Genomic DNA, 15402 nt, shown 5'->3' with positions numbered 1-15402 from the left:
TCCTTTTGCTTTTTTATGATTGGAGACCCATGTTTGGGGCTTCTCGTACCAGTATAGGAAAAGCCAGACGGAAATAAAAGGTTTCTTCATAATTTCTTGCTTGTGAAGTAAAAAAAAGCGTGCTAAATTTAAAGGAAAGCCGAGAAAGGAAGTTTTCCATGTTTAAAAAAATCATGGGGCTGGCCGTTGCAAGTTTAGCCGTGGGTACCTTTGTGACCGTTACCACGCCAAAACAATCATTAGCTGCCCCCCAAACAACGCAAAAAGTGAAGAACACCGCCCAGTTAGACACCCTAAAGGTCAACGTTCCCGCTCAAGTGACCGTCAAAACGGGGGACGAGTTTACCGTCACATCAAACTTTGACGGCAAACAAAAACCTAACGTAATCAAGAACGGTGATCACATCGACGTCACGTTCAAAAATCAGCAACTGTGGGACCAATTAAAGCATAATCATAAGCTGAAAACCGAAGTCGTGGTCACAATTCCCAAGATTACCAATCCTAACACCGTCAAAATTAATGCCAGTGACGTTACCTTCAACACGCCTGCTAAAGTTAAAAACCTCCAAGTTAACAGTAACGGCGGAAATGTAACATTAAATAAGACGAAGTTAACCCAAACCACGATTAACACTGCTAACGGAGATGTAACTAGCAACGACAGCCAACTGGGAAAAACGGACATTAAATCTGCCAGTGGGGATGTTCGCTTGCGCAACTCGAACCCCACTGAACTTGCAATTGAATCTGGGAGTGGTGATGTCACGTTACACAAAGTGGATACCGTCAAGCCAGTTAAAATTAACAGTAGCTCCGGCGACGTAGCTTTATCCCAAGCCAACCTCAATCAGGTTAAGGTTAATTCTGGAAGTGGTGAGATTGAGACCCATGATTTAGCCGCCAAAAACCTAATCTTTAACAGCGGTTCTGGAGATGTCACCATCGACAGCAAGAAACAAGCCAATTACCACCGGGTTAAAATCGACAGTAACTCCGGTGACGTCCAAATTAAGAACGCCAAGATTAATTACAGTGAAATTAATACCGACGGTGGTGACCTCGATTTAAAGAACGTCGCCATCAAACACAAAGATACTGAAACTAAATAGTTTTAACCAAAAACAGGTGCCCTTCCGCATGGAGGGACACCTGTTTTTTAATTTACTAATCTTCTTTTTTCAAGTGTAACGTCAATGCGTTGACCGCCACAATCACCGTTGATAGTGACATGATAATGGCTCCCACCGCTGGGGAAAGAATAATTCCAATTGGAGCTAAAATTCCAGCAGCCAGTGGCATTGCAATGATGTTGTATCCGGCTCCCCACCAGAGGTTTTCGACCATCTTGCGGTTGGTAGCCTTCGCTAAGTTCAAGAAGTTAATGATATCTTCTGGGTCACTGCGCACCAAGACCACGTCAGCAGAGTCAATTGCCACGTCGGTTCCGGCCCCAATGGCGACCCCAATGTTAGCGCGTGATAAGCTCGGAGCATCGTTGATTCCGTCTCCCACCATCATCACGTGGTTACCAGCAGCTTCGGTCTTTGCTACGACTTTTTCCTTATCAGCCGGTAGCAGTTCAGCGTGGTACTCAATGTCACCGAGTTCGTGCGCCACTCGTTTAGCCGAGAGGTCGTTATCACCCGTTAACATCACTGGTTTGATGTGCATCCGTTGTAACTGACTAATCAACCGTTTGGATTCGGGACGGAGGACATCGCCTTGGGCTGTCAAACCAAGCACGTTATCGTCTTGAACCAGGTAACTGATCGAGTTTCCAGCCCCGGCTAGTTTAGCAAACTGGTCGTGATCGTAAGCAATCTGGTGTTGATCCAGGTACTTGGCGGACACAATTTGGTAGAATTTGCCATTGACGGTTCCGGTGACTCCGACCCCTTGAATGGCTTGCATGTCCGTGGCTGGATCAATCGTTAAGCCTTGCTTTTTGGCTTCATTAACCACCCCAACGGCCAACGGGTGGCTCGAGTTAGCTTGCACGTCGGCAAACAGATTTAACAGGTCTGTTTTGGGAAGGTCACTAGTGCTGACCAAGTCATTTAACTGGAAGACCCCTTGCGTCAAGGTTCCCGTTTTATCCATGAAGACGTAGTCGAGTTTGTTAACCTCTTCAATCGCCTGCCGGTTTCTAATCAACAAACCGTTTTGAGCGGCAATCGACGTACTCCGGGCAATTACTAGTGGAACCGCTAATCCTAAAGCGTGGGGACAAGCAATCACTAAGACCGTCACCATCCGTTGCAGTCCAACGCTTAACCCACTAATGATCGTCCAAACTACCAGGGCTAAAATCCCAATGCTGAGGGCAGCGTAGAACAACCACCGCGCCACCTTGTTGGCTAACGTTTCGGCCTTCGATTTTTCCTTTTGGGCTTGTTGAACCAGGTTAATTACTTGGGACAGATACCCATCACTACTCGTGGCCGTTACTTGAACCCGTAAACTTCCATCACCGTTGACGGAACCACCAATCACCTTGCTGCCCTTGTTTTTGGCAACTGCCTTGGCTTCCCCGGTAACTAACGCTTCGTTCACATCACTTGCTCCCGAAACGACTACTCCATCAGTAGGAATCTTTTCTCCAGGTTGCACGACTACGATTTGTTCCTTTTGTAGTTGACCTACGGGAACGTCCTTAGTTTGGCCTTCCGCCGTCACTAAGTGTGCTGAATCGGGAAGTAACGCCGCCATCTTCTGCAAGGCATTCCCAGCATTCATCACTGCACTCATTTCAATCCAGTGCCCCAGCAGCATAATGACAATTAAGCTGGCTAGTTCCCAGAAAAAGTCCATCACGTGCGCTTGCGGATTGATGAAGGTTTTAATCACGAAGGAATAGAGACTGTAGAGGTATGCAACCGAAATCCCCATCGTAATCAACGTCATCATGGCGGGTGCATGGGACTTTAATTCCCCTTTAGCTCCGGAGAAAAATGGTTCGCCTCCGTAGAAGAATAGAATCGTCGATAAAATCATAACGACCCAGTTGGAGCCGGGGAACGTAATTTGGAAGGGCAGGACAATCCCCATGAAGGGAGATAATAGGAGAATCGGAATCGCTAGAATTAGTGAAATCCAAAAGCGACGCTTAAAGTTCCCCATGTTCATCATGTGGCCGCCACCCATGTCCATTTCCATTGAGCCAGGACTCATGTTCATCCCGCCCATGTTCATCGACCCATGGTTCATCTGCATGCCGTGCATGTCTTTTCCGTCAGATTTCATATCCATGCCCTTCATGTTCATCGAATCACGATCCATTTGCATGCCGTGCATCTCATTCTTGTTTTCGTCTGGTTTCATAACCTACTCCTTTCCGTGTTCCTGGCAGTTTGCCATCCGATCTGGTAAGCAATTACAATCAACTTCCTCGGGGGCCGTCGGCAACTTCTGCGCTAAAGCAGCTTGCAACGTCTGAATGTCTCCTCGACTGATTTCTGATTTTTGGACGAGATCTAACAGCACCTGCCCCTTGTGCATCTCACACAATTGGGTAAACAGCGCTTCCGCCGTCTCGTTCATCGCTAGTTGCTCGCTCACCTGCGGATGGTACATAAATTGCCGTCCGTCCTTAGTGGTGGTTAACAAATCCTTGTCGCACAACCGCCGCAATAAGGTCTTAATCGTCGACGTCTTCCAATCCGACTGCCGTTGCAGCTCCGTAATGATGTCCGTTGTCGAACTCGACCCCAACGACCAGATTAACCGCATCACCTTCCACTCGGCTGGTGTAATGTCAATTTGGTTAGTTTCCGTTGCCATCTAGTCACCCCGTTTCGTCTACATTTGTAAATTTCATTGTTAATCTTAATCTACAACTGTAAACTTTGCAACCATTTTGCCCATAAAAAACACCACCTCTGAAAATGGAGGTGGCGTTTGGTTAGTATTTACGCAGGTACAAGCGTTCAATCATGTGCTGTGGACCCTTATGAATAATCAAGTTGGCCCGATCCCGAGTCGGCAAAATGTACTCGTTAAGGTTTGGGAGGTTAATCTCCTGCCAGGTTTGTTTGGCAATCGCCAGCGCCTCAGCCTCCGAGTACTTCGTGTAGCGGTAAAAATAGTTTTCCGGGTCGGTAAAGGCCGTTCGCAGTAACTTTTGAAACCGGGTTAGATACCAACTTTCAATCAAATCCGGGTTCGCGTCAATGTAAATCGAAAAATCAGTAAAGTCACTGACGTAGAGATGTGCCTCAGCGGGAATTTGCAACGTATTAATCCCCTCAATAATCAAAAAATCGGGGCGTTCAATCCGCGTTACTTGATCTGGAACGATGTCATAGGTCTGGTGGGAATAAACCGGAGCTTCCACTACCGATTCCCCCGCCTTGACCTGGAGCAAGAAGTCAATTAAACGAGCCATGTCATAGCTCTCCGGAAATCCCTTCCGGTCTAAAAGCCCTCGTTCCGTAAGGGTTTTGGTCGAGTACAAAAATCCATCAGTCGTCACTAACTGAGTCTTACGATTCGGCAGCAGCTGGGTCAACAGATACTGCAACAGACGCGCCGTGGTCGACTTTCCCACCGCGACACTCCCCGAAATTCCGATGATAAACGGAATCGTCTGGGGCGTTTGGTGCAAAAAGTCACTCTTGCGTTGCTGCCACTGGTGATAAGAGTCAAAAGCGCCCCGTAGCAATTGAATCAGGGGCATGTAAACCTGCTGCACGTCCGTAATCGAAATTTGGTCGTTAAAGGCTTTTAATTGGTCTAGCGTCGTCGCGTCAATCGGTTGGAGCGTGGTCGGATAAAACTGGGCCCAAGTGGCCTTATCGTACGCGTCAAAGTTTTCCATTGCTTACTCCTTTACCAGCTGGTAATCGGCCGGGTTCACCGCTGCAAAGAGGGGTGATGGCTGGCCAATGGAAATGATTTCCAAGCGATGCATGGCCCGGGTACAAATGGTGTAGACCAGCTTGTCATCCTGATCGGTTGGATAGTTATCCTTGGAACCGTCCCACATTACCACGGCATCAAATTCGAGCCCCTTGGCGAGGTAGGCTGGCACAATCACAACCCCCTTCGCCAGGCGTTGGTTTTCCGTTTGAATTAGCGTCGTGGAGACCTCACGGTCCTTTAAATCCGCCGCAATTTGACGACATTCGGCAAGCGTCTTGCCAATCACCGCGGTGGTTTCTTCGGCCTTTTGATTGGTAACAATAGTTTGGAATAATCTCTGGATCGCTTGCTCGTGGTTCTTAGTCACGGCAAGCACCGGAACCTCACCCTGACGCGCATAGGCTTCGATGTCTTGACCATCTGGAATTAATTGCTTGGTAAAGTCCGTAATCTGGGCCGTTGACCGGTAGGACTTCAACAGCTTGATGACCCGAATCTTGTCGGGATTAAAGAGCTGCCGCAAGTCTGCCATCAACGTTTGACTGCTGTCCCGGGTAAAGATGGCCTGGTTTAAATCCCCGAGAACCGTAAACTTCGCCCGCGGGTAGTTCCACTGTAAGTAGGCTAATTGAAACGGAGTGTAATCCTGCACTTCATCAATAAAGAGGTAGCGCATCTTGAGATCTGGTTGTTTTCCCGTTACCAGGTCAAACAAATAGAGGTAAATGGAAACGTCCGCCATACTGATTTTGCCGGCTTGGAATCGTTTCACCGTAGCTCGCACGCTAGTCTGCCATTCAGACAACGTTACGTGCCAATCGGACAGGTTAACTAGTTCCGGAACTTGACGTAAAAAGTTAACGAACTGCTGGTTAATGTTAAAGAAGCGGTTCCGTTTAATCTGTTGGTGAACCTTAGCAAAGGCCGCTTTGACTACCTGGCGCGCTAAGAAGCGGGCATCACGATCATCATCTGTCCGTTGCCGCCCAGCGTTCGCGTGCAATATCTCAATCTGCTCGCTACTGAGTCCTTCCACGGCTTCTTCCACCCAGCGTTTCTTCATTTCCATGCCCATCCGTTGCTTCAAAATCTGCAGCAGCTTTTCCTTAGTGGCCTCTAAGCGATTTCGCAGCCGGTAGTTCGGGTTAAAACTCCGGTAAATTTCATTAATTTGTTCCTTAGAAATGAAAACCTTACCTTGAAACATGATGTTCCGAAAGGCCGCCCCCGTTTGATTTAAGGAGTCCGCGTACTCACCTTCGGCCTTAAACAACGCCAAACTATTTTTCAACGTCGTCACGTTTTGGGTTTCGTCCGTCAGGCTTTCGTCAAAACGTTGTTCCAGGGTTTCCACCGTTAATCGGGGCACCCGCCGGCGCATAAACTGGTAGTAGGTCATCTGCACCATGTTTTGTTCGCCTAGTTCGGGCAGCACTTGGTTAATGTAGTCGTTAAAGAGTTGGTTCGGCGAAAAGAGAATTACCTGCCCCGGCGTTAGCTTGCCGCGGTACCGGTACAACAGGTAGGCGACCCGTTGTAGCACCGCCGCGGTCTTCCCGGATCCAGCGACCCCCTGCACAAACAAGAGGTCCGAACTAGTATCCCGGATAATCGCGTTCTGTTCCTTTTGAATCGTGGTTACGATGCTCTTCATCTTGGTGTCTGATTGGTGTTGCAGGTTTTCCAGTAACACCCGGTCCCCGACCGCTTCGTCGGTGTCAAAAACCTGGATCAGCTTGCCATTCTTAATTTGGAGCTCCCGCTTTAAGGTTACATCCACCCGTTGCGGCCCACTCGGTGCGTTGTAGGTCATTTCTCCGACACCACTGTCGTAGTACACGCTACTGATGGGAGCTCGCCAGTCGTAAATGAGGTACTCATCGCTATCATTCGGATTGACAAAGGAAGACAACCCAATGTAAATCTTTTCGGGCTGTGCTTCTCCATCTTCCTTCAGGTCAATCCGGGCAAAGTAGGCGTTTTGGTATAACTTTTGCAACGTCTCCATGTCCCGCGTTGCCGACTGCCACCGGTTTTGCCGTTGTTCCAACATTTGTTGTTGCTGCCGGACGGAGACTCCGGTTTCCATTTGACCTTCGTAAGTACTGGTCTTTAAGCGAACATCATCATAAAAATGATCCTCTAAATCCTTTTGACTCTGCTTGGCCTTCGTAATCGTTTCGGCCGTTATTTCTTCTGCAATTTTAATCTTGCCCCGCACGTAGTCGAGGTGGGCTTGTTCTGCTTGTTTAATCTTGGTGTCTTCTGTCGCCATCGTGCACCTCCGTTAGTTTAATCGATGAACCATTCTACCATATCTAGCCGCTAAACACGATGAAACAACCGGTAAGTATGGTAAACTGAAGCTAAATTATGCCGTAGAAGGAGGAATTTCCCATGACTGGAATCAACCTGTATTTTGTTCGTCATGGACAAACCCAACTAAATCATTACCACCGCATTCAGGGGTGGGCCGATTCTGATTTAACTGATAAAGGCGTGCAAGACGCGGTTACAGCCGCAAACACCCTCAGTCAGATTACTTTTGACCAAGCGTATAGTAGTGACACCAAGCGGGCTAGTCGAACCGCTCGGATTATTTTAGAGGCTAATCCCGCCCCACTCACCGAACCCATCCAAAAGCCGGCGCTGCGTGAAGAAAACTTTGGTTACTTTGAAGGCAACGATACCGGCCAAACCTGGAGCATCGTCGGGGGACGAACCGGCTGCTACTCCTACCCCAAGTTAATTGAAACCTTTGGAATTGAAAAAACCCGAGATTTAATTGCAGAAGCGGATCCCTACGGAGAGGCCGAAAACGACCAACAATTCTGGGCTCGTTTGCAACCCGGACTAGACGAAATCGTCGCCAAAGCCGAACCCGGTCAAAACATCCTGGTGGTCGCCCATGGAACCCTAATTAAGAGTGTCGTGAGTCAATTTAGTGACTTAGACATTCGGGATTCCATTTTAAACGGCAGCATCACCAAGGTCATTTTCGAAGACGGAACCTTTACCGTCGACTACTACAACCACAAGGAGCATTAATGGAACCAACACCAACCCCGGTCATTACGATCGGACTGAACGTTAATCACCCCAACTTTGACTACTCAATGGCTGAATTAGAGCAGTTAGTGATCGCCAACCACATGCAAAGTATTGCCACCCTCGTGCAAAAACTAGATCATCCAGACGCCGGTACCTACTTTGGGAAGGGCAAGATTGAGGAACTAGCCGACCTGGTGCGCAGTACGGATGCCGACACGATTGTCGCAAACGACGAGCTTAGTCCCAGTCAGATCCGCAACATTGAAAATGCCACCAAGGCCACGGTGATCGACCGGACCGGCCTTATCTTAGAAATCTTTGCCAACCGGGCTCACACCAAAGAAGCCCAGTTGCAGGTTCAACTCGCCAAGTTACGCTATCAACTGCCTCGTTTACGAACTAGTGCCAGTCAACGCCTGGACCAACAGGCCGCGGGAGGTGGCTTAGCTAACCGGGGAGCCGGAGAAACCAAGCTCGAATTAAACCGGCGAACGATTGAACACCAGATTAGCCACGTTCGCCACGAACTAAAAGAACTCGGCCGTTCTTATGAAACGCAGAGCCAACGCCGCAAGGAAAATCGGGTGAAAACCGTGGCCCTGGTCGGTTACACCAACGCCGGCAAGTCCACGATTATGAACGAGCTGGTCAAACGCTACGGTGAAAACGAGGACAAACAGGTCTTTGTAAAGGACATGCTGTTTGCCACCCTAGATACCAGCGTGCGAAAACTCGAATTACCCGGCAACAAGCAACTTTTACTCAGTGATACGGTCGGATTTGTCAGTGAACTCCCCCACCAATTGGTGGAAGCCTTCAAGTCCACGTTAAAGGAAGCCGCCACGGCTGATCTCTTGGTCCAGGTGGTCAACTATTCCGACTCTAACCAAGAACTAATGATGGAAACCACGCAACGGACCCTCCAAGAAATCGGCGTGCCTAACCTACCGATGATTACGGCCTTTAACAAAGCGGACCGGACCGGTAGTCGTTTCCCCGAACGAGCAGGTGAAAACCTGATTATGTCAGCCTTGGACCCCGCTTCGATTAATGAGTTAGTGGCTATGATCAGCGCCCAGCTGTTTTCTGACTACGTGCAAAAGACCTACCTCTTCCCGTTTCAAGCCGGAGACCTCGTTTCGACCTTTAACCAGGAATTCGACGTCCAACAAACGGAATATCAAGCTGACGGCACCAAACTAACGGTTTCCTTACCCGCTAGTGCCGCCGAACGCTACCAAAAATATGAAATTGACTAATTAATTAACATTGATTGTTGACAACTGTTCAGGTTCTGTATACAATAATGTCATTGCTTAAAGATGAAATTGGGATGAACGTCTGTACAGAGAATCCACGGAGCTGGGAAGTGGATCAGACGAGCCCTTTAGCCACTTTAAGCCTCATGAACGTTAATCAACTAAAAGTGCTTCCAATCATTTGGAAGAATTTGGGTGGAACCGCGCGTCACAACGTCCCTAACAATTGGGTTAGGGGCGTTTTTTGTTCGGTTCCGACCGTTTTAAGGAGGAATCATCATGGAAAAACCAACTTCACAAGCGGATGTTTCGTTAAACCGATCGCTGGGCCTCTGGTCGGCGCTCGCCCTCGTGGTGGGAACCATCATCGGGGTCGGAATCTTCGTCCGCCAGGCTGCCGTCATTAACGACGCGGGCTCTGCTAAGGCCGCCCTCTTTGCCTGGCTCGCCGGGGGTCTCTTAACCCTGGCTGCTGGACTGACAATTGCAGAAATTGCCTCCCAGATTCCTAGTACCGGGGGACTCTATGCGTACATGGAAGCCATCTACAATAAATTCTGGGGCTTTTTGTCCGGGTGGATGCAGATTATTGTTTACGGACCAGCCATGATTGCAGCACTTGGTTCATACCTCGCCATCTTGGTCCTGGACTTCTTCCACTTGCCATCATTCTGGACCCTGCCAATTGCACTGGGATCGATCATCCTGGTGGGAATTTTAAACATCTTTCCCAACCGGTACGGTGGTGCTTTTGCCATCATCACCACGATCTGTAAGTTGGTGCCGGTGGCAGCGTTAATTATTTTTGGGCTCTTCTTCGGTCACGCCGACGCCTTTTCGCAAAGCGTGGGTGACCTACACACCACGGCCGGTGGCTTTGGAGTTGCCATGTTAGCCACCCTGTTTGCCTTTGATGGTTGGATTTTAGTGGTCAACCTGGGGGGAGAAATTAAAAATCCAAAGAAAATGTTGCCACGCGCTATTTCTTTAGGAATCATGCTGGTCATGGTCATTTACCTGCTGGTTTCCTACGGGGTCCTCAAGAGCATTGGTCCCGCTAAGATTCACGAACTGGGAACAACTGCCATTCCTTACATTGCTAACAAGGACTTTGGCGTTTGGGGTGGAAAAGCGCTCAGTATCGGAATCATCATTTCCATCATCGGGTGCATGAACGGAAAAATCATGACGTTCCCCCGGATTATGTACGCGATGGCTGAAGAAAAGCAGTTACCGGGTTCAAAGTGGCTGTCCTACCTGAATCCGAAAACACGGACTCCGGTCTTTGCCATCATCGCCACCTTAATCATTGCCGGCTTGATGATTTGCTTCACCAATCCCGACCGGATTTCTGAACTTTGTATCTTTACCGTGTACTGTTTCTACGTGATGGCCTTTGTCGGCGTCTTCTTACTGCGGAAACGGAACCCGAACCAAGTCCGGGTCTTCTCCGTCCCACTGTTTCCCTTCACGCCCATCGTGGCCATCTTGGGTTCCCTCTTTGTAATCATTTCTGAAATTACGTCTGATCCCATCGGGGTTCTCGTTTCATTAGGCATCGTAGCCATCGGGATTCCGGTGTACTACTTCAAAGTGATGCGTCCGCGTCAAGCAACTAAATAACACGCAAAAAAGGAGCAACCGCGGTGGTCGCTCCTTTTTTAGTGGAAATCTTGCATTAATTCGTTGATTAGTTCGGCAACGGTCGGTTCCGTTTGGATCAAATCCAAACCGGTGTTAACGGTAACTTCACCGGCTTCCAGTTCACCATGCAACATGGCTGGTCGGACGCCCCCGAGTTCTAGAGTTTTGCGGAAGGTCGTGTGGTCGCCCTCCCGAAATTGAGTGGCAAGTTCTTCCATCAGCCGATTGCGAAGTGAGCGCTTATTGGGCGCCACCAGCAACAGATCTTCCGCGGTACTAGCCATAATCTTTTGTTTGGTAACTGGAGCCGTCCGGGCTTCCTGCGTCACCAAAAAGCGACTACCGACAAAGACGCCTTCGGCTCCCAGCGACATGGCGGCTCGCACGCCGCGGTCATCGTTAATGCCACCGGCCGCTAACACCGGAATCGAAACGGCATCCGCAATCCGGGGCACCGTAGTAAAGGTCCCGTTCCCATGGGTCGGAATCACGCCCCCTTCGTCATATCCAGTCGCAACGATTAGATCAGCCCCCAGTTCGACCTGCCGTTGGGCCTCCGCGGGCGTCGGATTATAGCTACGGGCAATCAACGTGGCGTCCGCCGCCTTGACCTCGTGATAAATGGTTTCGTCCGGTTCACCACCCACCAAAAAGTAACGAATCCCAAGGGCTAACGAACGCTCTAACACTTGTTGCGCGTAGGATTGATCTTCTCCCTGCGGGTTCAAGCCCAGGGTCATTGCAATCGGTCCGTTAGTGAGTTCCTGGGCCATTTTAATCTGGTGTTCCATGATTTCCATGCCATTCTGCTTTAAAGAATCCCGGCCGGCATTGGGTCCAAACGTCCCTAATCCGCCCGCATTGGTGACAGCTGCGACTAACCGCGCATCCGTCAGCCAGTTCATGGGTGCTTGAATCAAGGGATACCGAGTTCCTAAAATCTCTGTTACACGATTTTGCATTTTGTTTCCGTCCTCTCTACTTACTTTTAGTAATTAATACTACTAGACCTGCTACTTGAACACAAGAAACCCGGCTTCATAAGCAAACCATTCGAAAAAAAGCGGTTAAGTAGTTATAATGACCCTTTAGAATGGCAGAAAAGGAGAGCTTTATTATGAAAATTATGATTATTGGTGGTTCCGGACGAGTGGGAACTGCCTTAACGCACGACTTGCTCCAGAATCCAGCAAACGAAATTACAATTGCCGTCGGCCATCCAGAAAAGGAAGCAGCCCAAGCCCTGGCTGCACTGGACCACGTAACGGTTGAAAAGTTGGAACTGGGGACCATCGGTTTACCAGAACTTACTAACCTGGAAACCGGCTTTGATGCGATTTACTTTGTCGCTGGCTCGCGGGGTCACGATTTGGTCAACGTCGATAGCTTTGGAGCCATCAAAACGATGATTGCCGCCGAAAACGCGCACGTCGACCGCTACATTATGCTCAGTTCGTTTGGCGCTTTAGACATCGATAGTTGGCTTAACAACGAGCACTACGCTAGTTTACAAGCCTACCAAGCTGCTAAGTTCATGGCTGACGACTATTTGAGTCACCGAACGAACTTGAATTACACCATTTTACAACCTAGTTCGTTAACGGAAGAACCAGGGACGGGCTTAGTGACCCTGAATCCCGCTCACAACACCGCTAGCAATCCGATTCCCGACGTAGCGGCCGTGTTAGCTGCTAGTCTGCAGGATCACCACGCAGACCATCAAGTAATTACAATGGAAAGCGGTCAAACTCCGATTGAAACAGCGCTCGATCAACTTTAATCGAGTGCATAGAAAAAGCCAGTTGCTGACGTTTAATCAGTGACTGGCTTTTTGACTGGTTTAAATGACATCTCCACCTGCGACCAAAGCTTCATGGTAGTTCACCATTGTGCCCATGTAGTACGGAACCAGCCAGAAAAAGCCAATTCCCAAGGTCATAAAGGACAAAATTCCCCATCCGATAAAGGATAGATTTAACCAGAAAAATTCTAGCTTATGCCCGTTCATGAGGCGCCGACTTTCCGTGATGACCTCATTGATGTCAGGATCAGTTTCACCCCGTAACACGTGATCGCGGTAGATAAAGAGTGCTTGTGAGTAAGCTAATCCCTTCACGATTCCCGGTACAATCAACAGTAACGACCATAGAATCATAAACCCATAAACAACGATGCAAAGCAAAAATGGTCCCCACGGTTTGGGCGTTGAGAACATGTTACGAAAAGTTGCAGTTAAGGGGGCTTTCGGGACCTGGTTAAAGTCAAACCATTCGCTGAGGGTGAATACCATTCCCACCAAGACCAAGATGCCCAAAATGGCTAAAATGGCTAAAATGAAAGATAAGAACCGGAACCGAACTGTAGCATAATTCATAATTACATATGGTAAGCCAATTAAAATAGCGGCCACCCAGTTCCCGGCAAAGTTATGTAACGTTTTTTGTTTTAATAGTTGAAAGTTCATAAGTCCACCTCGTTTTGTTTTTTCATTATATATTATAGATTGTATAATATAAAGTCGCAACAAAAAAAGCGAACAATTCAGAAATTGTTCGCTTTCACTACTTTAAATTTACTTTACTTTGCGTTGCTTGTTGCGATCAAACAGGATATATCCAATGATCATCGCCGCAAAGAAGATTACGGTTGCAATCACTGAAAGCCGAGTTTGACCGTTCACCAGCAGCACTACCAAAACCACGAGATAGAACAAAATCGTGGCATAGCTAGAGCCTGGGAACCACGGCATCTTGAAGTGGTCCTCCGGATTAACGTTCGTTCGCTTATATTGAATGTGAGTAATCATGATAATAATCCACACGAAGATAAAGCTCATTGTGGCGACTCCGGTAATCAGCAAAAAGATCTTGCTGGGGTAGAAGTAGTTTAATAACACGATGCCTAGGAAGAGAAGCGATGAAAACAAAATCCCCACATACGGAACGTTGTGCCGTGATAGTTTACTAAATGACTTCGGTGCCTGGCCGTTCTTCCCTAAAATGTACAGGGTTCTAGACGTCGAAAAGATGGCAGAATTAGCAGCTGACAAGGCAGACGTTAAGACCACAAAGTTGATGATGTCGGCTGCATACCGAATTCCTAGTCCTGAGAAGATTTGCACAAACGGTGACTGGCTGGGATTAATTTGATTCCACGGGTAGACTGACATAATAACGACCATGGAACCCACGTAGAACAATCCGATCCGCATTGGCACAGAGTTAATCGCTTTGGGGATGTCCTTTTGCGGATCGCGGGTTTCCCCAGCGGTTAATCCCACCATTTCAATCCCGGTAAAGGCAAAGATTACGATGGGAAAGGCCATGATAAATCCCAAGAATCCAGTGGCAAAGAAGCCGCCATGGTCAAACAAGTTAGCTAAGGAAGCGGTCGTTCCGTGGGTATGGAACCCGACGGCAATCATCCCGATTCCAGCCAAAATCAGCGCTAAAATAGCAAAAATTTTAATGCTCGAAAACGCCGATTCTAGTTCTCCAAACCACGCTACATTGATTAGGTTAAAAATCACTAAGATCGTTACCACGATTAACGGCATGATCCACTGCGGCAGCTGAGGAAACCAAAAATGCATGTAAATCCCGGAGGCCGTTAAATCGGCCATCGCCAAACTAGCCCAACTTAGCCAGTAGGCCCAGCCAATCGCAAACTCCCATTTTTCACCTAAATACTGGCGAACAAAGTCGATGAAAGAATGAAATTTCAGATTCGACAGCAACAATTCTCCCACGGCCCGCATCATGAGGTACGAAAAAATTCCGGTAATTAAGTACGCAAGGATTAAGGCCGGTCCTGCCGACTTAATTCCCTCTCCAGAACCTAAGAACAGTCCGGTTCCAATTGCGCCTCCGATGGCAATCATCTGGACGTGCCGCGAAGTTAGACCCCGGTTTAAATCTTGTTCCTGGTTCGTTTGTGCTTCTTTTGCCATATTCAACACCTTTCTAAAAGAAAAATGCCTCCGTTTCAAATCAGGTCGGTTTGGCGTCGAGACATTTTTTTCATGCAATTTATAAACTTTTTCTTAAACAGTCTGAAAACCATCCTATCAAGATTCAGAATTAGTGTCAACCAAGTTAGCTAACTTGAGTAACATGCTACACTAAGGGTTAGGGAGGTCTTACCAATGAAAATTCGGAACTTACTGGTGGTCATCGCACTGGTACTCATCTTTTTATCAATTATGGGACTATCATGGTATGCCCAACGCTAATTTAGACCACACAAAAAGGACGGCAGCACCGCTGCGCGTCCTTCTTTGTGATTAATCAGTTAAAGCGTCTTTGGCATCTTGAACTTTTTCTTTTACAGCGCCTTTACCACTTTCGAGGTCGCCTTCCAGCTTGGCCTTGGGGTCATCCGTCAGAGCGCCTTCAATTTGTTTGGCTTTGCCTTCTGCTTCATCAGTAAAGCTATCAAACTTTTCAGCCGCCTTGCCACTTAATTCATCAAATTTTTCGGTTAAGTCTTCTAAAGCATCAGTATCCTTTAATACGACGTATCCTAATGCCACGTTGGCAGCTAAACTAAGTCCTAAAAGTACGTTTTTCATAATGAAACCCTCCTT

At 48.1% G+C, this 15402-nt stretch carries 13 protein-coding genes; 5 read left to right on the top strand and 8 right to left on the bottom strand.

The window, feature by feature from the left end; all coding sequences use genetic code 11:
* Positions 1 to 158 precede the first annotated feature (158 nt).
* Positions 159 to 1112 (top strand): DUF4097 family beta strand repeat-containing protein, encoded by a 954-nt coding sequence (locus tag M3M37_RS00375; RefSeq protein WP_252795236.1) that lies wholly within the window; start codon positions 159 to 161, stop codon positions 1110 to 1112.
* A gap of 55 nt (positions 1113 to 1167) precedes the next feature.
* On the opposite strand, the gene M3M37_RS00370 is transcribed toward M3M37_RS00375, so the two are convergent.
* The 4 genes from M3M37_RS00370 to helD form a co-directional block, all read right to left on the bottom strand.
* Positions 1168 to 3324 carry a heavy metal translocating P-type ATPase gene (locus tag M3M37_RS00370; RefSeq protein WP_420842966.1) on the bottom strand — a complete coding sequence of 719 codons (2157 nt, stop codon included), beginning with the start codon at positions 3322 to 3324 and terminating at the stop codon, positions 1168 to 1170.
* 3 nt (positions 3325 to 3327) lie between these two features.
* Complete coding sequence (locus M3M37_RS00365; RefSeq protein WP_252795235.1) at positions 3328 to 3783, bottom strand: CopY/TcrY family copper transport repressor; 456 nt, start codon at positions 3781 to 3783, stop codon at positions 3328 to 3330.
* A gap of 121 nt (positions 3784 to 3904) precedes the next feature.
* Positions 3905 to 4819, bottom strand: coding sequence for a type I pantothenate kinase (gene coaA, locus M3M37_RS00360; RefSeq protein WP_252795234.1), 915 nt, complete (start codon positions 4817 to 4819; stop codon positions 3905 to 3907).
* Between the two features lie 3 nt (positions 4820 to 4822).
* Positions 4823 to 7138: an RNA polymerase recycling motor HelD gene (gene helD, locus M3M37_RS00355; protein WP_252795233.1), complete on the bottom strand. Its 2316-nt coding sequence runs from the start codon at positions 7136 to 7138 to the stop codon at positions 4823 to 4825.
* A gap of 122 nt (positions 7139 to 7260) precedes the next feature.
* Between helD and M3M37_RS00350 the strand changes: the two genes are divergently transcribed.
* From M3M37_RS00350 to M3M37_RS00340, 3 genes are all read left to right on the top strand, one after another.
* Positions 7261 to 7911 carry a histidine phosphatase family protein gene (locus M3M37_RS00350; RefSeq protein WP_252795232.1) on the top strand — a complete coding sequence of 217 codons (651 nt, stop codon included), beginning with the start codon at positions 7261 to 7263 and terminating at the stop codon, positions 7909 to 7911.
* Positions 7911 to 9173, top strand: a complete 1263-nt coding sequence (hflX, locus tag M3M37_RS00345) for a GTPase HflX (protein ID WP_252795231.1) — start codon at positions 7911 to 7913, stop codon at positions 9171 to 9173. Before M3M37_RS00350 ends, hflX begins: the two co-directional genes overlap by 1 nt.
* 279 nt (positions 9174 to 9452) lie before the next feature.
* The gene (locus M3M37_RS00340; protein ID WP_252795230.1) at positions 9453 to 10796 is read left to right on the top strand and encodes an APC family permease; all 1344 of its coding nucleotides are present in this window, start codon (positions 9453 to 9455) and stop codon (positions 10794 to 10796) included.
* Between the two features lie 38 nt (positions 10797 to 10834).
* Here M3M37_RS00340 and M3M37_RS00335 read toward each other — a convergent pair whose 3' ends face one another.
* Positions 10835 to 11779: an NAD(P)H-dependent flavin oxidoreductase gene (locus M3M37_RS00335; RefSeq protein ID WP_252795229.1), complete on the bottom strand. Its 945-nt coding sequence runs from the start codon at positions 11777 to 11779 to the stop codon at positions 10835 to 10837.
* 155 nt (positions 11780 to 11934) lie between these two features.
* Between M3M37_RS00335 and M3M37_RS00330 the strand changes: the two genes are divergently transcribed.
* Positions 11935 to 12597: an SDR family oxidoreductase gene (locus M3M37_RS00330; protein ID WP_252795228.1), complete on the top strand. Its 663-nt coding sequence runs from the start codon at positions 11935 to 11937 to the stop codon at positions 12595 to 12597.
* Between the two features lie 60 nt (positions 12598 to 12657).
* Here the strand turns inward: M3M37_RS00330 and M3M37_RS00325 are convergent, their stop codons facing one another.
* The 3 genes from M3M37_RS00325 to M3M37_RS00315 all read right to left on the bottom strand — a co-directional run bounded on the left by M3M37_RS00325 (position 12658) and on the right by M3M37_RS00315 (position 15387).
* Complete coding sequence (locus M3M37_RS00325; RefSeq protein WP_252795227.1) at positions 12658 to 13281, bottom strand: DUF975 family protein; 624 nt, start codon at positions 13279 to 13281, stop codon at positions 12658 to 12660.
* 108 nt (positions 13282 to 13389) lie between these two features.
* Entirely contained in the window at positions 13390 to 14766 is a 1377-nt protein-coding gene (locus M3M37_RS00320; protein WP_252795226.1) for an amino acid permease, read from the bottom strand.
* Positions 14767 to 15099: 333 nt separating this feature from the next.
* Positions 15100 to 15387 carry a CsbD family protein gene (locus tag M3M37_RS00315; protein WP_252795225.1) on the bottom strand — a complete coding sequence of 96 codons (288 nt, stop codon included), beginning with the start codon at positions 15385 to 15387 and terminating at the stop codon, positions 15100 to 15102.
* Positions 15388 to 15402: the final 15 nt, after the last annotated feature.

Origin of the sequence: Fructilactobacillus carniphilus (genome assembly GCF_024029675.1) — a bacterium.
Lineage (GTDB): Bacteria > Bacillota > Bacilli > Lactobacillales > Lactobacillaceae > Fructilactobacillus > Fructilactobacillus carniphilus.
The sequence above is the reverse complement of the archived record's forward strand: the minus strand, read 5'-3'. Positions and strand labels throughout refer to the sequence as shown.

Bases quoted from the DNA above. Each gene is read 5' to 3' on its own strand.
- M3M37_RS00375 (WP_252795236.1), top strand. From the start codon at position 159: ATGTTTAAAAAAATCATGGGGCTGGCCGTTGCAAGTTTAGCCGTGGGT.
- M3M37_RS00370 (WP_420842966.1), bottom strand. From the start codon at position 3,324: ATGAAACCAGACGAAAACAAGAATGAGATGCACGGCATGCAAATGGAT.
- M3M37_RS00365 (WP_252795235.1), bottom strand. From the start codon at position 3,783: ATGGCAACGGAAACTAACCAAATTGACATTACACCAGCCGAGTGGAAG.
- coaA (WP_252795234.1), bottom strand. From the start codon at position 4,819: ATGGAAAACTTTGACGCGTACGATAAGGCCACTTGGGCCCAGTTTTAT.
- helD (WP_252795233.1), bottom strand. From the start codon at position 7,138: ATGGCGACAGAAGACACCAAGATTAAACAAGCAGAACAAGCCCACCTC.
- M3M37_RS00350 (WP_252795232.1), top strand. From the start codon at position 7,261: ATGACTGGAATCAACCTGTATTTTGTTCGTCATGGACAAACCCAACTA.
- hflX (WP_252795231.1), top strand. From the start codon at position 7,911: ATGGAACCAACACCAACCCCGGTCATTACGATCGGACTGAACGTTAAT.
- M3M37_RS00340 (WP_252795230.1), top strand. From the start codon at position 9,453: ATGGAAAAACCAACTTCACAAGCGGATGTTTCGTTAAACCGATCGCTG.
- M3M37_RS00335 (WP_252795229.1), bottom strand. From the start codon at position 11,779: ATGCAAAATCGTGTAACAGAGATTTTAGGAACTCGGTATCCCTTGATT.
- M3M37_RS00330 (WP_252795228.1), top strand. From the start codon at position 11,935: ATGAAAATTATGATTATTGGTGGTTCCGGACGAGTGGGAACTGCCTTA.
- M3M37_RS00325 (WP_252795227.1), bottom strand. From the start codon at position 13,281: ATGAACTTTCAACTATTAAAACAAAAAACGTTACATAACTTTGCCGGG.
- M3M37_RS00320 (WP_252795226.1), bottom strand. From the start codon at position 14,766: ATGGCAAAAGAAGCACAAACGAACCAGGAACAAGATTTAAACCGGGGT.
- M3M37_RS00315 (WP_252795225.1), bottom strand. From the start codon at position 15,387: ATGAAAAACGTACTTTTAGGACTTAGTTTAGCTGCCAACGTGGCATTA.